Source organism: Catenovulum adriaticum, assembly GCF_026725475.1.
In the GTDB taxonomy this organism is placed as follows: domain Bacteria; phylum Pseudomonadota; class Gammaproteobacteria; order Enterobacterales; family Alteromonadaceae; genus Catenovulum; species Catenovulum adriaticum.
Map to the genome: position 1 here is coordinate 2,340,658 of NZ_CP109965.1, position 20,640 is coordinate 2,361,297.

14 protein-coding genes and 1 tRNA gene are annotated in these 20,640 nt (G+C 37.0%); 9 read left to right on the plus strand and 6 right to left on the minus strand.

The window, feature by feature from the left end; translation table 11 throughout:
* Positions 1-125: 125 nt before the first annotated feature.
* Positions 126-341, minus strand: a complete 216-nt coding sequence (locus OLW01_RS10160; RefSeq protein WP_326498574.1) for a DUF2798 domain-containing protein — start codon at positions 339-341, stop codon at positions 126-128.
* A gap of 108 nt (positions 342-449) precedes the next feature.
* Here OLW01_RS10160 and OLW01_RS10165 point away from each other — a divergent pair, with 108 nt between their 5' ends.
* Together OLW01_RS10165 and OLW01_RS10170 are read left to right on the plus strand one after the other, a co-directional pair.
* Positions 450-1,337, plus strand: coding sequence for a LysR family transcriptional regulator (locus tag OLW01_RS10165; protein ID WP_268073798.1), 888 nt, complete (start codon positions 450-452; stop codon positions 1,335-1,337).
* Between the two features lie 1,045 nt (positions 1,338-2,382).
* Positions 2,383-2,871, plus strand: coding sequence for an endonuclease (locus OLW01_RS10170; RefSeq protein ID WP_268073800.1), 489 nt, complete (start codon positions 2,383-2,385; stop codon positions 2,869-2,871).
* A gap of 10 nt (positions 2,872-2,881) precedes the next feature.
* Here OLW01_RS10170 and OLW01_RS10175 read toward each other — a convergent pair whose 3' ends face one another.
* Positions 2,882-5,500 (minus strand): ATP-dependent helicase, encoded by a 2,619-nt coding sequence (locus OLW01_RS10175; protein ID WP_268073801.1) that lies wholly within the window; start codon positions 5,498-5,500, stop codon positions 2,882-2,884.
* 167 nt (positions 5,501-5,667) lie between these two features.
* Positions 5,668-6,408 carry a hypothetical protein gene (locus tag OLW01_RS10180; RefSeq protein ID WP_268073803.1) on the minus strand — a complete coding sequence of 247 codons (741 nt, stop codon included), beginning with the start codon at positions 6,406-6,408 and terminating at the stop codon, positions 5,668-5,670.
* Positions 6,409-6,711: 303 nt separating this feature from the next.
* Between OLW01_RS10180 and OLW01_RS10185 the strand changes: the two genes are divergently transcribed.
* The 5 genes from OLW01_RS10185 to OLW01_RS10205 all read left to right on the plus strand — a co-directional run bounded on the left by OLW01_RS10185 (position 6,712) and on the right by OLW01_RS10205 (position 11,235).
* Positions 6,712-7,320, plus strand: a complete 609-nt coding sequence (locus OLW01_RS10185) for a hypothetical protein (RefSeq protein WP_268073805.1) — start codon at positions 6,712-6,714, stop codon at positions 7,318-7,320.
* Between the two features lie 195 nt (positions 7,321-7,515).
* Positions 7,516-8,319: a tyrosine-type recombinase/integrase gene (locus OLW01_RS10190; protein WP_268073806.1), complete on the plus strand. Its 804-nt coding sequence runs from the start codon at positions 7,516-7,518 to the stop codon at positions 8,317-8,319.
* A complete protein-coding gene (locus OLW01_RS10195; RefSeq protein WP_268073807.1) occupies positions 8,319-10,337 on the plus strand; it encodes an AAA family ATPase in 2,019 nt (672 codons plus the stop codon). The genes OLW01_RS10190 and OLW01_RS10195 overlap by 1 nt, the downstream gene beginning before the upstream one ends.
* 20 nt (positions 10,338-10,357) lie before the next feature.
* Complete coding sequence (locus OLW01_RS10200; protein WP_268073809.1) at positions 10,358-10,798, plus strand: DUF6641 family protein; 441 nt, start codon at positions 10,358-10,360, stop codon at positions 10,796-10,798.
* Positions 10,799-10,809: 11 nt separating this feature from the next.
* Positions 10,810-11,235, plus strand: a complete 426-nt coding sequence (locus tag OLW01_RS10205) for a DUF2787 family protein (protein WP_268073810.1) — start codon at positions 10,810-10,812, stop codon at positions 11,233-11,235.
* Between the two features lie 83 nt (positions 11,236-11,318).
* Here OLW01_RS10205 and OLW01_RS10210 read toward each other — a convergent pair.
* Positions 11,319-11,403, minus strand: a tRNA-Leu gene (locus tag OLW01_RS10210).
* Between the two features lie 827 nt (positions 11,404-12,230).
* Between OLW01_RS10210 and OLW01_RS10215 the strand changes: the two genes are divergently transcribed.
* Positions 12,231-15,299 carry a phosphorylase b kinase regulatory subunit alpha/beta gene (locus OLW01_RS10215; protein ID WP_268073812.1) on the plus strand — a complete coding sequence of 1,023 codons (3,069 nt, stop codon included), beginning with the start codon at positions 12,231-12,233 and terminating at the stop codon, positions 15,297-15,299.
* A 163-nt stretch (positions 15,300-15,462) separates the two neighbouring features.
* Positions 15,463-16,656, plus strand: coding sequence for a cyclic di-GMP phosphodiesterase (locus OLW01_RS10220; RefSeq protein WP_326498575.1), 1,194 nt, complete (start codon positions 15,463-15,465; stop codon positions 16,654-16,656).
* A 19-nt stretch (positions 16,657-16,675) separates the two neighbouring features.
* Here the strand turns inward: OLW01_RS10220 and OLW01_RS10225 are convergent, their stop codons facing one another.
* Positions 16,676-18,466 carry an ABCB family ABC transporter ATP-binding protein/permease gene (locus OLW01_RS10225; RefSeq protein WP_268073813.1) on the minus strand — a complete coding sequence of 597 codons (1,791 nt, stop codon included), beginning with the start codon at positions 18,464-18,466 and terminating at the stop codon, positions 16,676-16,678.
* Between the two features lie 59 nt (positions 18,467-18,525).
* The gene (locus OLW01_RS10230; RefSeq protein WP_326498576.1) at positions 18,526-20,481 is read right to left on the minus strand and encodes a monovalent cation:proton antiporter family protein; all 1,956 of its coding nucleotides are present in this window, start codon (positions 20,479-20,481) and stop codon (positions 18,526-18,528) included.
* Positions 20,482-20,640 lie beyond the last annotated feature (159 nt).

Genomic DNA, 20,640 nt, shown 5'->3' on the forward strand with positions numbered 1-20,640 from the left:
AGCAATTTCAAAATGAGCGGGAAGCAGATCTTTAATACCCCAAGGTTAGGCTTTGCTAAAGCATATTCCCTAAGTATTTTGTAGTGGCCAAATAACTGACCACCATACAAAATAATCTAAGCTGTCTAAAATTTATCTGATATTTTTTGGGCTAAGTTATGAAGTTGAGGAGCGCACACGAATGATATTACACCCGCAGCTGGCCATGCTAACAGCCATGCCGACATCCAATAATTTATAAAGCTATTTATAAAGCCTACGTTGATATAAGTAACCCATGCGGACATAAAAAAAGTAAGCACGAAAGACATTAATATGGCGAAAATAAACCGATGCTTCATCTAAAATTTACCTTTATTGACTTCAAGTGAGGCCATATAATTTACTGGTTTACATATTTTTCGTATATATGTATTGTTAAGAAAATCAATTGCAAATATGTAAAGCCAATGCTAGATAATCTCAATATTTTTATCGCTGTCGCAGAACAGCAAAGTTTAAGCCGTGGTGCGCAGGTACTTGGGATGACAATAGCTACAGTTTCAAGGCGGTTACATGAGTTAGAGAATAAATTAGGATGCGAGCTCTGTCATCGGTCTAATAAAGGGATAACACTTACACAAACAGGGAAAGCTTACTACGAGGAAACCGCCAACTTCATACATGAACTAAATTTACGTCTTTCAAACTTAGATAATGACCTAAACAGCTTAAGCGGTGAGCTTAAAATAATGGTTCCTACAAATATCGGTAGCGGTCCGCTTAATGAGTTCTGGCGTTCTTTTACTGCTGATAATTCAAATATCTTACTTGATGTTACATTAGGGGATCCTGATGACGATGTAATCCCTAACCAAGTTGATATCGCTATCCGTTCAGGTCCTCAAGAGAACTCATCACTAATACAAAAAAAACTCGGTACGATCGATTCTGTATTAGTAGTATCATCAAACTACAACAAAGCCTTACCTGAGACGGTATCTCAATTGAAATTTTATCCAAGTGTCGCTGCGCACTTATTCAAAGATTGGACATTGAATAAAGACCAAGAAAAGTATATTTTTACTAAAAAACATAATCACATTAGTAACGATATGAGCGTGACATTAAACTTAGTCAAAGCGGGTGCCGGAATAGCCCTTCTGCCAATGAGTATGGTTCATAATGACATTGAAAACGGAGAAGTAAAACGAGTTCTGCCATTATGGACTGGTTCTCCACGTGAAATATCACTTGTATGGCCAAAAAAAAGAACTCTTTCCAAGCGAGCACTAAAATTCAGAGAGGAGCTAGTTGCTTTTTTAGAAAAAAAATACTGGTTTAGTCTGAATGATTAGCCCACGTAAATTGGGACATACGAAGTAAATTCCAACAAGATGATTGAAAATTTCAAAATGTTAGAATTCTTTAAGGCTCATTCCAACCTTATCTTTCAGTATTAAATAGTTAGCTACCATATAAGGACGGTTTGAGATGAAAAGTTCATGTATTATCTATCTAGCTGACGTTAAATGATTTGCAGTTAGAGTAAGCAACTGGCACATAGCACGCCAAACTAAATCAAGCGCCATGTCAATCATATTCGATGATGAATGGATTGCCAATTTTATTATATCGACTAGGTTTATAAACCTCTATTGCAAATAAACATTGGGGAAATATGGTTCTAAAAGCGGGAGAAACAGCTTAATATCTTTAAATTTAGAGCTAACCACGTTGACACTAAGTTACCCTATTGAGGCATAATTAAAACCATTGATTTAGAGTGGACGTAAGCTAAGTTTAGGTGAGATGCTTTCGTTATCACTCAAAATGAGGTAAGAATCTCTTAACTAACTTTATCGACCCATTGGCGAGATAATCCACCAAACAAAATTGCTTCGCTATCTAATGCCATCATATCATGATATTTAGCTGTAGTTTCTCTAAACACCGTCTCCCCCCAAGAAAACAAAGCGATACACCTTGATTATCTCATACGTTTAGCCGACCGCAGGTATATTCACTCCGGTATTTATTACAGAATGGGAATAATATAAAATTTTAATACAGGGGCTAATCAAAATACAAGCATATGAAAAAACTATTAACTATAGCACTAGTATTTACCCCATTTAATAGCTTCTCAGACCACCTTAGCAGCTTTAATAAAGCAAAGCGTATAGCCTGAACAAGTTATCCATAAAGATATGCTTAAATCGTTTACTGTAGCTGTGATATTGTTTTCGATGATGAAAATGATTTAGACCATGATGGTAATAAAACTGAATCATTAATTATACCCACGAGCTGTGGTTACACGCCCCCCCTAGGACTACAAGCGGTAAACAGAACGAAAGAGCGCTTAGGGTTGAATGGGAACATATCGTTCCTGCAGAGCTAATGGTAGGCCACTTAAACCAATGGAAAAACAGGCACAATTACGATAACTGTAGAAACTCTAGCGGCAAATATTTGTCTGGCCGTGACTGTGCAAAAAAGCTAGTACCGTCATTTAAAAAGGCTCACAACGACTTATATAACTTAGTTCCATCTGTTGGTGAATTAAATGGCGACCGGTTAAATCGCCGTTTCGGTAACATTGATAACGAACCACGTAACTACGGACAATGTGACTTTGAAATTGATTTTGAGACCGACCTAACAGAACCGGCTGATTCTATCAAAGGGGATATAGCCCGTACCTATTTTTACATGATAGACCAGTACAACATCCCTGTTAGCAATGATGAAAAAATCCAGTTTTCACACTGGAATATACTGGATAAGGTTGATATTTGGGAATGTGAGCGCACACGAAGAATTAGTACTGTCCAAGGCAATTCTAATCGATATGTTGTTCAACAGCGTGAAAAGTTGAGTGACGATTGAATTCAGGCATTCAATCGTCACTCAAAGTACACAAGCACATTTGGTTATAAATTGAATCGAGCACATTAGTATCATCAAAATGTTCACCATCTTTGTAACCATGATGGAAAGTGTTTTTCTTTAAGATCACCAATTTCCGTTTAGCTCGCGTCAATGACACGTACATTAGGTTTAAATACTCTTTTTTAGTATCAATGCTTTTTCCCATAAATCTAGGGTCAAGGACATAACAAACTTCACTTTCTAACCCCTTAGCTGCATGCATTGTCCGTACATTGGAACTTAAACGCTTAATTGCCTTACGCTTTTTGGCATTGGCAGCAAGTGATTTCAATTTTGTCTGAACGGTTTGAACTTGTTTATTCGTTCTAACTAAAATCAGAATATCCAGAGCCTGTCCCGTGCTATGCTTGAAGTCATTTAATAATTCTGAGTACAACGCTTCACATGCCTGTTCAATTGTGTCAGCTCTATAACCTTTAGGCTGACATTGTTCTTCTTCTACAGTTTTCAATTTAACTGCTCTAGGATCGCACTGCTGCCTGACGAAATTGGTTAATCTAAGCAAGTTAGGACTCGAACGGTAGTGCCGTTTCAAATAACTGAACTTAGTTTTTGAGAACTTACCTTGAAATTCATACATCAACTCAGGTTTAGCTCCCCTGAACATGTAAATAGATTGGCATGGGTCACCGACTAAAAAATATTTAGTACCTTCTTTAACTAAAGCCTTAAGAATACTCCACTGTACACGACTACTGTCTTGTACTTCATCGATAACTAAGTGCTTAGTTTCTTTCTTAACCTTCTGTAGAAATTTCTTGTTTTTAAGTTCCTTAAGCATTTTGGCCAGCATATCTTCAAAATCCCAAACACTATTTTCCTTCTTATAACATATATATGATTTTTCGAGTTTAATGCTCAGTTTTTCATCGACTTTGAATTGGTCAATTAACTTCTTATTTGAAGTCTTCTTACTATCTTGGGCACAATAAGCAAAGAAATGAATATACTTTTCTGCTTCCGACTGCTTGACTTTGTTCTTTTTTAACCAATATTTGAAATAAGCTTCCTTGTCTTTGCTGTCCAGTACTTTCAAACCTTTGTACTGATTTAGTTTTACCAACCATGAACGGCACCATGAGCTGAACGTTTGAATCACAACGTCTTGATTAGATATACGATTTTTTAGTTCATTAGCGGCTATATTTGTATAAGCCAGCACCACTATTTTGTTTGCTTTTTTATCTTTGACATCCACTAGATTGTTAACATGATCCACAATCTGTGAAGTCTTTCCACTGCCAGCCCCAGCTATGACTAAATGATTTGAGTGTAAATATGCTTCTGAACCTTTTAATGTTTTGTCTGTAGGCAATGGAATTTGTTTAGGGCTAACGAGCTTCTGTCTACGGTACTGCTCTAGGTCAGTGGCCTTCGGCTTAGAGGCTGAGACAATTGAATTTCGAAGGTTGAACAAGACATGTTTGATGCTGTCTTTTACTGTGCTTCGACACTTATATAAACTATAAACATAATACCGGTCTGGGTTCAGTCTACCCTTAGTTATCAGGTTATTGACCACCTTAATGCTTTTATCTGTCGCAAGCTTATAAATATCGTCATCATTTAATAATGTAAATATCTCAGGATCAAAAAGTCTTATATTATGAAATTCTGGGCTATGGGCATCTATACTTTTAAGCAATAAAGGATTCATCCCACCACTTCTTGATGGCTTAAACCGATATTCAAACCTCGTAGTCATTGCTAATGAATTGATCAGTTCCTTAGCTTCATCAGGAGGTATGCCAAATTTCTGAATATCCCATTTTACTTCCTTTAAAATCTTGTCATAAATAATATAATGATTACTGTTTCGGTGCCTATTAATATATGTTGTTTCAACTAGCGTACCGTCTTGCTCCGGAAAGCACTGGCCATGTTTAGTATTATTAAAGAATCTATAATCGGGTAACACCATTGGCTGAAACAAACCAACAATATTAAATGCTATATCTATTCGTTCAATGTGAGCATTGTTAATAAATTGCTCATATCGTCTAGTCGTTAACCAAGATTTAATATGCGAAAATATTAACTCAATTTCTGCCAAGCTAAACCGAGTTGGTATAAAATCAATTTTCACTGAATTATTAGTACTAGATACATAAAGCTGGAGCCGCTTCCTTGGGTCATTTAAGAGTTCGAACCGATAACATACATCGTAAATAACATCACGTGATTCGTTTCTTCCATAATTAACATTCCGGCTGGTATCTTTCCGCACAGATAAAACGCTTTTTAAAGCCTTAGGGGACACCCTTAAAAGCATGTCAGCATTAAGAATACTAGAAGGTGATAAATCTAATCCATTAACAATACTTAAATAATCACAGTCAAATGGAATTTTTTCTGGGTACTTCTGAAAATAATACTTCAGAAGTCGAGTTTGATAGGCGACATATTTTTTATTTTTCAAAGCACTAATGATTTTAGTTTTATTTTGCTTATAGCCAAGCGTTTTTAAACTAATGATTTTTCTAAGTCTAATATTCAGCTCCTTATCAACTTGAGAGCTATTTTCAACTTCAAATTTATTACTCCACCGCAAGCTCGCAACACTCATATCTTCCCCTAAAATACACATTACAGTGCTTATAACACGCTATAGACACAACACAATAAAATATAACAATATCAATCGGTTAACTACATTATAGTCTTTATGTAGTAGGTAACCGATTTGATAATTGCGAATTCGCAATTTCGAGTTCGAAAACACTAAACTCAATTTTATTTCAATTGTTTCTTTATCGATTTGGTCAGCTCATTGAAGTTTTTGCTTCCATTAGAATTAAGAGATGCAATTGCAATGATAAAACCATTATGATTGATGCATTTGTGTTGCTTAACACTTTTATTCGATTTAAATGTGTTCGTAATGGAGGTACTTATTTCATAATTAATATTTTTGTTGAGTACATTTTTAAGTTCTTTAACTGTTGGAATTAAATCATTTTCTTCAATAAGCTCTGCCACCGCTTCTATCACTCTAGAGTCTTTTTGTTTTCCCCAATAGCTATTAATTGCGTCTAGAAAACTATCCTTTAGATAGTCTATCTTACTCACATCTGTTTTCATTTCCTCTAGGCAGCTTCTTAATTCCTGTGTAATTTGATACCTGGCCTTATATTTACTCACGTCGTGCGGCTCTAATCCTAACTCTTGTTGAAAAAACTCCTTTTCTGAGACATTATATAATTCTGGTATTTTAGCTTCATAAGCGGTAAAAACCACTTCTCTCATAAAGTACAGCCCTGCATAAGCAGACTTCTTTATTGCTTTCCAATCATTTTTTCTATATTTTTTTGAATTTTTTATAAGCTGTACTGTTTCATAAAGAGGTAAAAATTCCGTGGAGCTCTTACACTGATTATTAGATGGCTTATTTTTTTTATATAGCTTACTTTTTTTAGATAGCTTGCTTTTTTTAGATAGCTTGCTTTGGTTTGATTTTGTAGTTTTAAAACTCACTTTAGTCTCTCCTCAAAATAGGGTATTTATCACTTCATGTAGCAAATCACTGCACAGACATCTTAAGGCAATAAATAGCCGAAAGAACCATAAACTAAAGCGTCCAAAAGCCCTCGACAAAAACCATAAAAAAAACCATAAAAATCAATAACAAATAATAAATTAATTTTTATCTTTAAAAAAATAAAAAATAAAAAAAGTTATCCACTTTTAAAATAATATTTATAAGCTTTTGTTTTTTAATCATATTTAAGGTATTTTGATGTTTATTTTTGTAGCGTTGATCTTAGGGAACTTTTAAAAATGCGCATTGGTACAGAGGACAACCCACTCTGGGTAATTCCAGAAAATACAACGAGAAAACTACTAAACGAACATTCGAAATACAAAGAAGAAAAAATAGATTTAAGCCGAACTCCTTCAAATAGATCTACTAAGAACCTATATATAGGAAATATCCTATCAAACCCTTATCTGACCTTAGAAGAAGTTAAAATAGCTTACTATTTATATGAATTAATAGAAGAAGAAGGTTTAAATGAAAAAATAATTTTAACCTCCAAAAAAGAAAAAACTAGCTTTAGAGGTATCGGTGAGTATGGTTCAATTTACTTCTCAAATAAAAATAAACCAATTTGTGGTACATTACAAATTGAAAAATTTAGCTTCCTTGATTACCTTCACAAAAGTAATTTGAAAATTCAACAAAATGAATTAATCAATTACTTAAATCGCTTACATGGGTTCTATTACATCACCTGTACGGAAATCTGTGAATCAAACCTTGACTACGTTTGGAGCAACAAAAAGCATAGTGCTAAAGAAATACTACTTTCAGATAAAGCAGATATCGTTTTTGTGAGGATAAACGAATATTTCACCAAAATTGATATGGCTCGTAGCTGGCAATAAACACGCTTTCGGTAAGCAATATCTTCTTTACTAATTTGGTACAAAATAGCGATACAAAGGCTCTAAATAGGCTGTTAGTTTATTAATACACTTAATAAATAAGGTCTATAAAATATGGAGCTTCACCCTTTAAACTTATATATAGGACGCTTATCCCCCAATAGTCAGCGTTCTATAACATCCCAGCTGATAAAAATGGCTGAACTAAGCCATTTAAATGTTCACCAGTTATATACTATTGACTATCCAACGGCCTGTCAGTTGCAACAAAAGTTACTCGATATGGATTATTCCGCTCGTTCGATTAACAGAGCGTTTGTGGCTTTGTTCGGTGTTGTAAAGGTCGCTGTCTTATCGGGCTTAGTGTCAAATAAGCAGCTTCAAAAACTCAAGACCATTAAACGAGTAAAGCACGGTGAGCACCGAGGTCGGATATTAACTCAAGCCAACATTTCAGGTTTATTCGAATTTTTAAATTCAACTAATAGCATTGTGTACAAACGTGATGCGCTCATTTTTGCACTTTTATTAGGTGCAGGATTTAGAAGAAGTGAGCTATGTGCCCTACAGGTTGAAGATTGCAATTTGGATGAACAAACCGTCTTTATCCGAAAAGGGAAAGGGAACAAATCTAGAATTACTTATTTGCCGGACTGGGTAATGCCATACTTGTATTGTTGGATCAATATAAACAGTCTAACCACTGGCACTTTAATTTACAGTGCCAACCACAATGGCAAAAGCAGGTTACCACTAGATGGCTCAAGTATTTACCGTATTATCAAGCGACGTTTAGCCAGCATTCAGGTGTACAGTGTAACACCTCATGACTTGAGACGGACTTATATTACCCGTTTATTAGAGCAGAAAGTCGATTTAAATACGGTTCGCAAGATGGCCGGACATGCAGATGTCAGTACAACGATTGTTTATGACAAGCGGAGTGAGCAGGTAATGAAAGTAGCTGCTAAAGCATTAGACTACAGTAAGGAGGTTTAATGCTTCATTTCGATTATGAGCCATCTAAACTACATGGTATTGCCTGTCTTTATATGAAAAAGGTACTGCCATATGTTCTTAAGCCAAGCGACGAAATAGAATCTAACTGTATTGCGAGTATTAGAGGAAAGCAAATAAAACATAGAACTCAACTCAATCTGAAACAATCTATTGCGTCTCTGAATACGGTTGAAAAAAATACAAAAGCCGTTTCTATTATCCAACATAACGCGCAGTACATTTGCCAATTTCTGAATTTAAGAGATGATGCAATACCAATTTTTGAGTTTTTAATCGTTTCAAACCTCAATACAGGTATTAAAAACTTGCTAGCTTCAGCCTATTATAGTGTCAACTTACAAATCGAAGGATTGTTATGCAAGGTATTTAATGTTCCACCTGTTTTAATTAGAACTCTAGTACGGCGATGTAAAGTTAGTGGTCTAACTTGGGGTGATGAACTGGAAGAAGATTACATTATCGAACTGCCGGATTTTTTATTAGACAGCATTGATCAACGGAAGTACCAGAGTGACCTTGATTTAGTTGGTAATATATTATTTGAGTGCTCACCGCCGCAGTTTAAAACTAGCCAGTTTCCACACGTCAATGTTGATTTAGTGAGTCGGTATCTTGAAAAAGCACTCGAGCAGAAAGTATCTGGCGTCAATTTGTTATTTTACGGTGAATCAGGTACTGGAAAAACGGAACTTGCTAAAAGCTTAGCCAGATACACAGGCAAAAAATTGTATGAAATCAGATCACCTAATATCGACTACGGTACTAAAAGCAAATATGAGTTTAACACCAGCGAAAACAAATCCAGTACCAAGCGGTTACAGTACCTATTATTTATCGAAATGGTCTTAAAAAATAGTCCAGATTGCATTTTACTGTTTGATGAGTGTGAGAACGTTTTTGACAGTGTTGACCAGAATTATTCTAAAGACCTCATCCACAGATTACTGGAAGAGTTATCTCTACCATGTATTTGGATAACAAACTATATTGGTTACTTTGATCCTAGTTGTATAAGACGTTTTAAGCTAACGATTGATTTTCCAACACTGTCGCCTTCGATGATTTACGACATTAGCAGGTATCTTTACAAAGGTTTGGATGTCAGCAAGCCTTTCATTCAATCTATTTCAAAAGTTAAAAATGTGACACCTGCGTACATTACCAATGCAATTCATATCGCTAAAACAATTGGAGCGAAAAGAGATGAAGCCGAACTAATAATAGACGATGCGATACGGGCTAAGTTAGTAGCGACTGGCTTACATGAAATTGAGTATAAGTATCAAACAGCCATCACTTTCAATCCTAACTATCTGAATGTAGATGCAGATAAAGTAACAATTGATATGATTAAGAACGCTGTTTCTGATAACAAGTCGATTCGAGTGTTATTAAATGGTGCGCCAGGTACTGGTAAAACAGCTTTAGTGCATCACTTATTTGACAGCCATAACAATGAGTTTATCTCAATTAAAACATCGGATATTTTGGGTAAATATGTAGGAGAAAGTGAGCAGAATGTCGCTCGCATATTTAAACGCGCAACAGAAGAACAGGCAGGTATTTTTATTGATGAAATAGACAGCCTATTATCTGCCAGAGAGCATGCAACCGCCCTTCATGAGCGACAGTTAGTCAATGAATTACTGGTACAAATAGAAGCCTTTCGTTATCCCCTATTTGCAGCGACTAACTTTGACAACGCACTTGATAAAGCCGTAATGAGGCGATTCGACTTTAAATTTCGCTGCCTGTATTTAAAGCCCGAACAATCTATTGGCCTATTAAAGGAGGTACTCAACACCAGTAAAATACCTAAAGCCGTAAAAACAGAACTTGAGGAGTTAACCCACTTGACTGCTGGTGACTTTAGCATTATCGCCAGACAAGCCCAGTTCCGTACAACTAAATTAACCGCTCATAATGTTTTAACTTTATTAAAGCAAGAGCACTACCGCAAAATCCCTAAACCATCGATCGGCTTTCTACAAAGCTAATTATTTAAAGGAATCACATTATGACTACTTCGATATTGAGTTCACTCAAGGTAACCGCCCGCCCAAAAAACCCGAAAACGGATTTAGTGATGCAGCGACGAGAAAGGTTGCTGACCAAACTGAATCAACAATTAGATATGGCCGTGGCCTTTATAAACAATGAGGAGTACACCGTTTATAAAGAAAAATGGCGTAAAGATCCTGAAACTGGCCTTTCTGAGAAAATTCGGATACCTAAACGTATATCGCCTTGGTTCTTTCAGAATAACAATACCTATTACTTTCAAATTCGCTTAGCTAACAAGCCAATTGAAATCACAAAGGGCTGCTCCGCTTTTGAAGTGGGTGAAAAAGAAAGCTTACCAGCTGTAATAGGCAAGCTCATTAAAGCAACAGTCGCTGGTGAATTAGATTCCTTGCTTTCAAACCAACTAAGCATACAACGTCCAAAAACTAAGTAGAGGTAGACAAAATGACACAGACAATAACTATTGAGCCTACACCGCTAAAACTCAAAGGCAGGTTAATAGAGTTAATCAATAAGTCGTTATCAACAACAGATTTAACTGAAAGAACTGCTGTGACCCTGAATTTCAGAGATCCAAGCTACTCAGCTGAACACGGTGGCTACCATCCAGTAGAAATACGGTTCGTTAAATCTCGCCTTGGTTTCAAGGTGAGTTATATAACTGATTTTTGTTATGTAGGGTTTGGTGGCTACGAAGAACTGGTTAAGGATATGGACTTCGACTTCGACTGTGGTATTGCCCAATTTGCAAACGGTCAGGTACTCCCTATCGAAGAAGCAATGGACATATTTCATATATGGCAGGATAACTTTGTATTTTATGCAACAACAATTGAACCATATATATGCGACATAACCACAGAAGAGTAGATCAGTTTTTGATTGATTTGAATAGGTAATTCATTTGAGAGTGATATACTAGTATAAGAGGTTGAGATTTAAGGTCTAAACAATGGTACCGGTGGGCGGACTTGAACCGCCACGCCCGAAGGCAACGGATTTTGAATCCGTCGTGTATACCAATTTCACCACACCGGCATTGTTTACTTTAAATTGTGCTTTCAAAAACTTTGCAAATCTTTGCAAATAACTTTTGAAAAATTTGAAACATAAAACCTTTATATTTCAATTGCCTAGTGATTTTTAATCAGTAGACACTACGTTTTTTGAATCCGTCGTGTATACCAATTTCACCACACCGGCATTGTTTACTTTAAATTGTGCTTTCAAAAACTTTGCAAATCTTTGCAAATAACTTTTGAAAAATTTGAAACATAAAACCTTTATATTTCAATTGCCTAGTGATTTTTAATCAGTAGACACTACGTTTTTTGAATCCGTCGTGTATACCAATTTCACCACACCGGCATTGCTTGAATCTGCTTAGTTAAATGTTAAAGCAAACCTAACTAAGTGGTCGCATTATACAAAGGCAATTGGGGCAAGCAAGTCTTTTTTTATAAATATGAATCAAACGTATATTATTTGTTCAATTATACCTATTTATGAAAATATCTCGGTACACCATACAAAAAAGACCATCAAAGTAGGTTTATAGGGTGTTTATCGTTGTTTAAACTTATTATCTGCTTGCACATGTTACAAAACTGGTTTAATACTATATCCAGTCTATAAATAAACATACGTATACTGTCAATCAAACAACCAATATGCAATGAAGCTAACCATTCGTGATAATCATCATACGCAACATAAAAAAGACTTATTTACCCGATACTATTGGCCAAAAACCGTTGCGCTAATGTCACTTTATTGGTACCAAATTACACGACAATCACACATAGCCTAAGTTGGGTTGTAACCAAATAACCCTAAATGCTATCTGCGTGCTGTAAGGAATGAAAATGAAAAATACAGAGCTATTAAATAACCTTTACCAAGATATAAATTCAATAATTTTAACCCGCCAACACCCTGTTACAGGTTTATTGCCTGCCAGCACTGCAATCACAACTCATGGTAATTATACTGATGCTTGGGTCCGTGATAATGTTTATTCAATTATGAGTGTTTGGTCATTAGGCATCGCCTATCGTCGTCATGGTGAGAGTGAGCGCAGCGATGAGCTCAATCAAGCGACCATAAAATTAATGCGTGGTTTGCTGCAATCTATGATGCGACAGGCTAGCAAAGTAGAAACCTTTAAACATACACTCGACCCTAAAGATGCGCTTCATGCCAAATATGACACGTCAACTGGTTTAACCGTAGTAGCAGATGACGCTTGGGGCCATTTACAGGTTGATGCAACCTCCATTTTTTTATTAATGTTGGCTCAAATGAGTGCGACAGGCTTAAGAATCATCAACACGTATGATGAAGTGGACTTTATTCAAAACCTAATTTACTACATCGCATTTGCTTACCGTATTCCTGATTTTGGTATCTGGGAGCGCGGTAACAAAATTAACAACGGTAAAACTGAAATAAACGCCAGCTCAGTTGGTATGGCAAAAGCCGCACTGCAAGCCTTAGATGGCTTTAATTTATTTGGTGCCAATGCTTCACAGCGAGCTGTGGTTCATACCGTGCCAGATGGTATTTCAAGAGCACGCAATACGCTCGCTCGCCTACTGCCTAGAGAATCTTTATCAAAAGAAGTTGATAGCGCTTTATTAAGTATTATAGGTTTTCCGGCTTTTGCCGTAGGCGATAAAGCACTAGCGCAAAAAACGCGTGACAAGATTTTATCTGAACTAGGCGGAAACTACGGCTGTAAACGATTTTTATGGGATGGCCATCAAACTGCAATAGAAGATCATAGCCGAATTCATTACGAGCATAACGAATTAACTAATTTTGCTGAAATTGAATCTGAGTGGCCATTATTTTATACCTACTTATATATTCAAGCTTTATTTGATCAAGATCACACAGCGGCAAATCAATACCGCAAACGCATAGAATCATTAATGGTTGAGGTTGATGGGAAAAAGCTCATTCCAGAATTATACTATTTACAGCCCGAACATGTTGAAGCCGAAAAAAACACGCCTCGTAGCCAAACAAGAGTGCCTAACGAAAACTTACCTTTGGTATGGGCGCAAAGCCTTTATTATGTTGGACTCATGTTAGATGAAGGGTTAATTTTAGAAAAAGATTTAGACCCGCTCAAATTGCGTATTCGCTCAAGTCGCAGTAATGAAACTCAAATTGCACTTGTTGTACTTGCCGAAAATGAAAGTATCAAACAGATCATGGCTTCACACGGCGTTATTGCCGAAACGCCTAAAGATATTTTGCCAATCAAAGTGATGACATCACAACAATTGGTAGATTCATACCAGCAGCTTGGCGCTAATGCGGCGTTAAATTTGACTGGTCGGCCAAAACGCCGCTTTCAAAGCTTAGCGACCGCACAAACTTATGACATCAATCAAAAATCTTATTTGTGTTTATCGTCCCTACAGCAAGATAAATACAATTACCGTTTTTTTGATGGCGAGCTTGAAAGTGAAATACTCCAAAGCGAAATAGCGCACATTAAAAAGCACTGGATCAATAAACAAGTTGCAGTAGTAACCTATATGGTTACAGAAAGCATGTGTAATTCAACCAATATTAACGCGCTTTTTTCAACACTTAAAAAGCTGCAACTTAAATCTCAACAGCTTAACGTTGGCTACGCATCCGCTGCGTTGGCACGCAGGGCATCTAGAGTTAACAAACTTAGTTTGCCTCAACTGGATTTAAACCAGATGAATATAGGTAAACAATCGGATATAGAGCAAGCGAGCTTAACTGCCGAACAGCTTATAGAGCCAATAAGTCAGGCGTTTGATAGTCTATTTGACAACGATGCGCTCGCATACCAACAGCTCAACCAATGGTTTGAACAATTCGGGTTAGAGGGAAATATTGGCGCTCAGCAACAGATTCCATTTACGCGTTTAATAAATGATTGCTACCAAATTGCAGCAGCAAAACAATGCTGGCTTACCACCCGTTGGTGTTTTTCCATGCTAAATTTGTCAAACAATGACCTCACCGACGATTTATCACTACTTTGTGCACGCGACTTGTCAATTTTAATTGGTACCGATAATCAAACCGTATTGTCGGGTGAATCTAGTAACCTGCAGCAGGAAGAACTCATTCATACCATTGATATTGCCACTCGCAGTCCGATTGAGCGTACCTTGATGCAAGAAATTCTAGTCATTTTAGGTTACATAATGCGTACGCAAATCCAGTTATTTAATGGCATCCGCTCTATCCATTTAAATAATTTATTAGCACTTTGTACCGACAATGAAATTAAGCAATGCACAACCATAGATACCCTTGCTCAACTTTCTCCGTTTGAATTTATGCGGCATATACATTCAATTTTAGAATCGCAGCACCAAGCTTATGATTTTGATGTCACTGCAAGCTTTTCACAGCAAGACGGAACCCAAACGAATACCACCCGCCAATCGCGAGCAATGGATACAGATTGGCTATCTTGGCGGTCAGAGCGTGGGTTAATTACTCGTTTTGATGATAACTTTTTAACCGCCATCTGGCAAAGCTTAGCCCATAGCCCTAAGCTGGTATTTGCCGACCATGAAAACAGCCGCAACAGCTTAGACTGTCGCCAAGTTCAAAGCTCTATGACCTCGGGTGAAGAAAATTTTGCGCGCTTAATTGATACCCTAATTCAGTCTGCACACCCTGTATATTATAAAGCTGCTTTGGTTGAAGTATTAGCCGCTTACATTGGCTTTTGCGAACACAACAAAACAGTGCAATTTAATACACCCATAGTGCTAGGTGATATATTAGCGCAAGCCGCTGATCAGCACACACTTGATCAAGGTGAAGATGCTAATGCACAAAGTAACCTTGAACAATTACTACAGCAATCCCCAAAAACCTTGCAAGACTACATCAGCATCATATTGTCCCGCATTGCAAATAGTGGGTTGTAAATTAAACTAACCAAAAATACTCAGCCACATGACTAACTTTTAATGTCGGCTGAGTGCGTTACGCTAAGTTATATTAGAATAAATGGTACTATGTAGGTTATTTATATTAGGTTTCTCAGAATTTAGATATACAGCTAATCTAGATAACAGATATCGAGACATTATGATAAAAACAATTCCAATTAAAGCATTAAAAATAGGTATGTACGTTACAGCCGTGACAAAGCAACATGGAAAAATATCGGTAAAATCTAAAGGCTGGATTAAATCGCAAGCTCTGCTCGACCAGCTCATTAAAAAAGGCATAGACGAAGTAGAAATAGACACAGATAAAACATTAAATCAAAACCAACCTGAAGTTGTAAATGAAACGCCTAAAGAACAGTTTGAAACACTGCCTTATAAAACGGTTCCGGTAAATCAAGAACTTAAACGTGCAAATAAACTCTATAAGCAAGCTAAATCGCTGCAATCTAAAATTTTGCGTGATATCTCAGTTGGCCATGAAATTGAATTAGAACCAGCACAAGAGCTGACCAGTCAGTTAATTGACTCTATTTTCAGAAACCAAGATGCGCTCTCTTGTATCAGTAGAATACGTGATAAAGATGCTTATTTAATGGAGCACTCATTAAATGTTTCTATTTTAATTAGCATGTTTGCCAAACACCTTAAAATGCCTAGAGCGATCATTGAAACTCTGGCTTTAGGTGCTTTTTTACATGATATCGGAAAAATTTTAGTTCCGGATGAAATTTTACATAAACCCGGCAAATTAACTGAAGCTGAGTTTGAGATTATGAAATCACATGTGACTAAAGGGGTAACAGCTTTAAAAGCGGTAGAAGGCATTTCAGCAGAAGTAATAAACATTGTGATTCAACATCATGAAAAACTAGACGGTAAAGGTTACCCTCACGGCTTAGCTGGAGAACAAATTGATCAAGCTGGTCGAATGATTTCGATTGTCGATATTTATGATGCAATGACAGCCGAGCGAGTTTATAAAAAAGGCATGTCGCCCAGCGCGGCTTTAAAAATCATGCTGGGCATGACACCAAATTCACTTGACTCTTCGCTACTTCAACAATTTATAAAATGCGTTGGTATTCATCCGGTAGGCTCGTTAGTAAAGCTAACAAGTGGCAAATTAGCAATCGTCACTGAATCCAACCCTGACAACCCATTATGTCCTATCGTAAAAGTGTTTTACCACACAAAATACCAGCGCCACAGCGAAATTAAAGATATTGACTTAGCTAAACCTAATTGTGGTGAGAACATCGAAAAAAGTGTAAAACCAGAAGAGTTCAATATTGATTTACACCGTTTTTTCCGTGAAGTTTTAATGTCCTAAAGCCAACTCTATTCTGACTCTACTCCAGAGCGCTATCTTGCTGTAACCGCCACATTCTAGCGTAGTGACCACCTTGTTTAATTAATTCAAGGTGGCTGCCCTGCTCAATAATTTCACCTTGTTTCATCACTACAATTTTATCCGCATCGATAATGGTCGATAATCTATGTGCAATCACTAAGCTAGTATGGCCTTTAGCGAGTGATTTAAACGCTGCCAATATAGCTTGTTCTGACTCACTATCTAACGCTGAGGTCGCTTCATCAAATATTAAAATAGGTGAGCCTTTTAAAATAGCTCGGGCAATCGCTACGCGCTGTTTTTCACCACCCGATAATTTCAGCCCACGCTCGCCCACTAAAGTTTGTTCAGCCTGAGGCAGCTTTTGAATAAAAGGGCCAAGGTGTGCCAACTTGATCGCCTCAAAAACAGCGTCATCTAATGCACTGGGTTGTCCATAACGAATATTTTCAAATAACGTATCATTAAACAATACTGTATCTTGCGGCACTATAGCGATTTGCCGCCGTAAACTGTCAAGAGTGAGTTCATTAATATTATGACCGTCAAGCATCACACTGCCACCAGAGGTTTGATAAAATCTAAACAACAACTTAACTAACGTTGATTTACCTGAACCGCTTTCTCCTACCACCGCTACTTTTTGGCCGGGTTTAATATTTAAGTTAATATTATTTAAAATTTTTCGTTCTGGATGATAATAAAAATCAACCGATTTAAATTCAATATGGCCAACGCATTTTGTTAATATTTGTGCAGATGAGGCATTAACCACTTCAGGTTTTCGCTGTAATAAATCAAACATATGCTCAATATTAGCAAGTGATCCTTTGATTTCTCGATACACAAACCCTAAAAAATTAAGCGGAATAAATAATTGCATCATAAAGGCGTTCACCAACACAAAATCCCCTATTGTCATTTGTTGTTGTGAGACCTCAAAACCGGCAAGCAACATCATAGCTGTCATCGCCAAAGCAATAATTAAAGCTTGGCCGGCATTCAATGTAAATAAACTTAACCGGTTTTTACGTTTTGCTTTTTCCCAGTCGGCTAACGCTGCGTCGTAACAATTTGCTTCGTACGCTTCATTATTGAAATATTTCACTGTTTCATAGTTAAGTAAACTATCAATCGCACGAGTACTGCTAATAGAATCGGCTTTTGCTGCCTGACGTACATACTCAGTTCGCCATTCCGTTGCCAAAATCGAATAAGCCGCATAAGCCACTACAGCAACTAAAATAATGGCGGCAAATGCCCAACCATAATGATAAAAAAACAAACCTACCACAATCACAATTTCTAATAACGTGGGTAAAATATTAAAAACCAAAAACCGCATTAAAAAGTTGACGCCATTGGTGCCTCGATCAATATCTCGTGCAACGCCACCCGTTTGACGCGATAAATGAAACTCAATATCCAATGCGTGTAAATGCTCAAATACCTGTAAACCCAAACGCCTCATCGCCCGCTCTGTCACTCGGCCAAACAAAGTATCTCTAATTTCTCCAATGATGGTATTTAAAAACCGAACAGCGCCATAAGCCAATAACAAAGCAATAGGTACACTCACTATTTGAGTAACAGAATCAGCTTGGTTTAGCCCGTCAACAATATGTTTTAAAATAAAGGGCAAGCTCACACCCGCTACTTTAGCTAATACCAAACAAATTAAAGCTAAACCTACTCTCCACTTAAATTCTAATAAATAAGGGATTATTTGCCTTAATACTGTCAGGTTTAACGCTTTGTTTTGAAAATCATTAAAATGAGAGGGCCGCATATCGACGTAAGTTATCCTATTATAAAAGTGGCTCAAATTTGAAAAATTGACTGGTCAGTTTACCGACCTTCTAATAAATATTTTTCAGCACGTTCAGCCTTGTGCGGGCTCCCCAGTAGTACCAAGACATCACCCGCTTTTAAGCGAATATTCGGCTCTGGATTGTTGAAATCTTGGTTATTGCGACGAATGCTATTTACTTCCACTTTGCGCAACGGCAAATCGAGTTCATTTAATTTATAACCAATCGCAAATGCATTTTTCGGCAAGGTCACAGCGTGCAAATACTCAATTTCATCACTGTCTGTTTTTGACGTATCACCACGGAAAAATCCATGTAAGCCATTGTAATGATTTTTCCGTTCACGCCGGACTCGCCCAAATATCCGCTTTACCGGCACCCCAGAATGAAACAAAACATGCGAAACTAACATTAAACTGCCTTCCAACGTTTCAGGGATCACCTCATCAGCGCCTGCTTTAATCAGCTCTTGCAAATAGTCATCAGCATGTGTTCTAACTAATATTTTCGCTTGTGGGGCATGTTGTTTAACCAAATTAATAATTGTAATCGCTCTAGGTAAGTCGTCAAACGCTATAATGACTAATTGTGCAGTTTGAATATTAACAGAACTTAAAATCGCAAGTTTACGGGCATCACCAAAACGAACTTGTTCAGATGCCGCGCGAGCTTCTTTTACGCGCGTTGGGTCAACATCTAATGCAATAAATGGAATCGATTCCATTTTTAAAAAACGGCTAACCGTTTGCCCTACTCGGCCAAAACCACATATTACCACATGATCAGTTAAATCACTTGGCTCTAGTGACTCCTCTGGATTTACTGTTAAAGGATTTTTATCATTAATCCAATAGCTTAGGTGCTCTGCATGATTAATTAAAAATGGTGTTATCCCCATGCTTATCACACCAACGCCCATCATGATTGATGCAACAAAACTGTCAATTAAGCCATGCTCAAGTGATAAAGCTGACAGTACAAATCCAAACTCCCCAACTTGACATAACATAATACCACTGGCCCAAGCATCACTTTTGTTATAACCAAATAATCGAATCACCGCTTGAATAATTAAAACTTTAACCGCAATAATCGCCAGTACGCTTAGAAGTAACCAATACCAAATATCCGCTAATACAAAAATATCAAATTGCATGCCTACACTAATAAAAAACAACCCCATCAATACATCTTTAAAAGGTCGAATATCGGCTTCTAGTTGGTGCTTATATTGGCTTTCACCTAACATCATCCCAGCTAGAAATGCCCCCAATGCCATAGATAAACCAAATAATTGGGTGATAGCACCTGTCAGTAAGGCAACTAAAATCGTGGTTAATACAAATAATTCGTCTGAACGAGCTTGAGCTATTTCATTAAAGATACGGGGTAATACCCATTTTCCCGCCGCCATCATCAAAACAAAAACAAAAAAACCTTTTAATAATGCAATTAATAAACTGGTTGTTAAACCGACATCAGAAGCACCGGCAATAATCGGCAATACAATCAACATTGGCACAACTGCCAAATCTTGGAATAATAAAACAGAAACCGAAAGCTGCCCTTTATGTGTTTGTAATTTTGCATTTTCAGTGAGCTGTTTAATTACAATGGCCGTTGATGATAAAGCAATAACACAACTAACGGCTAGCGAAGCTTGCCAATTTAACCCCAACAAAAAGACTAAAGTAAACCCAACCAACAAAGTGAGTATGACTTGACTTAAACCTACACCAAACACCATGTTACGCATGGCAATTAAACGCGGCACAGAAAACTCTAAACCAAGAGAAAAAAGCAAAAATACAATACCTAGTTCGCCAACCAAGCTTATTTGGTGAGTGTCTGAAAATAGTTCGAAAACAGAAGGCCCTGCTAAAATCCCTGCAAATAAATACGCTAAAATAGGTGCTAATCCAAGCCGTCTAAATAAAGCAATAGAAGTAACAGAGATAACCAATAAAATTAAAATTTCACCGAATGCGCTCAAACTAGTCCTTATCATTATTTTTAGGAGGAAAATTGAGTATAACCCATGCATAACAATATGCTCAAATTAAGGTCTAACGAGTGACTCGCTTGCTTTGCACCTGCAGCCAACCTCAAGTCAAAAACTTGACGAAAACCAGTAAATAATACAAAAAAACAT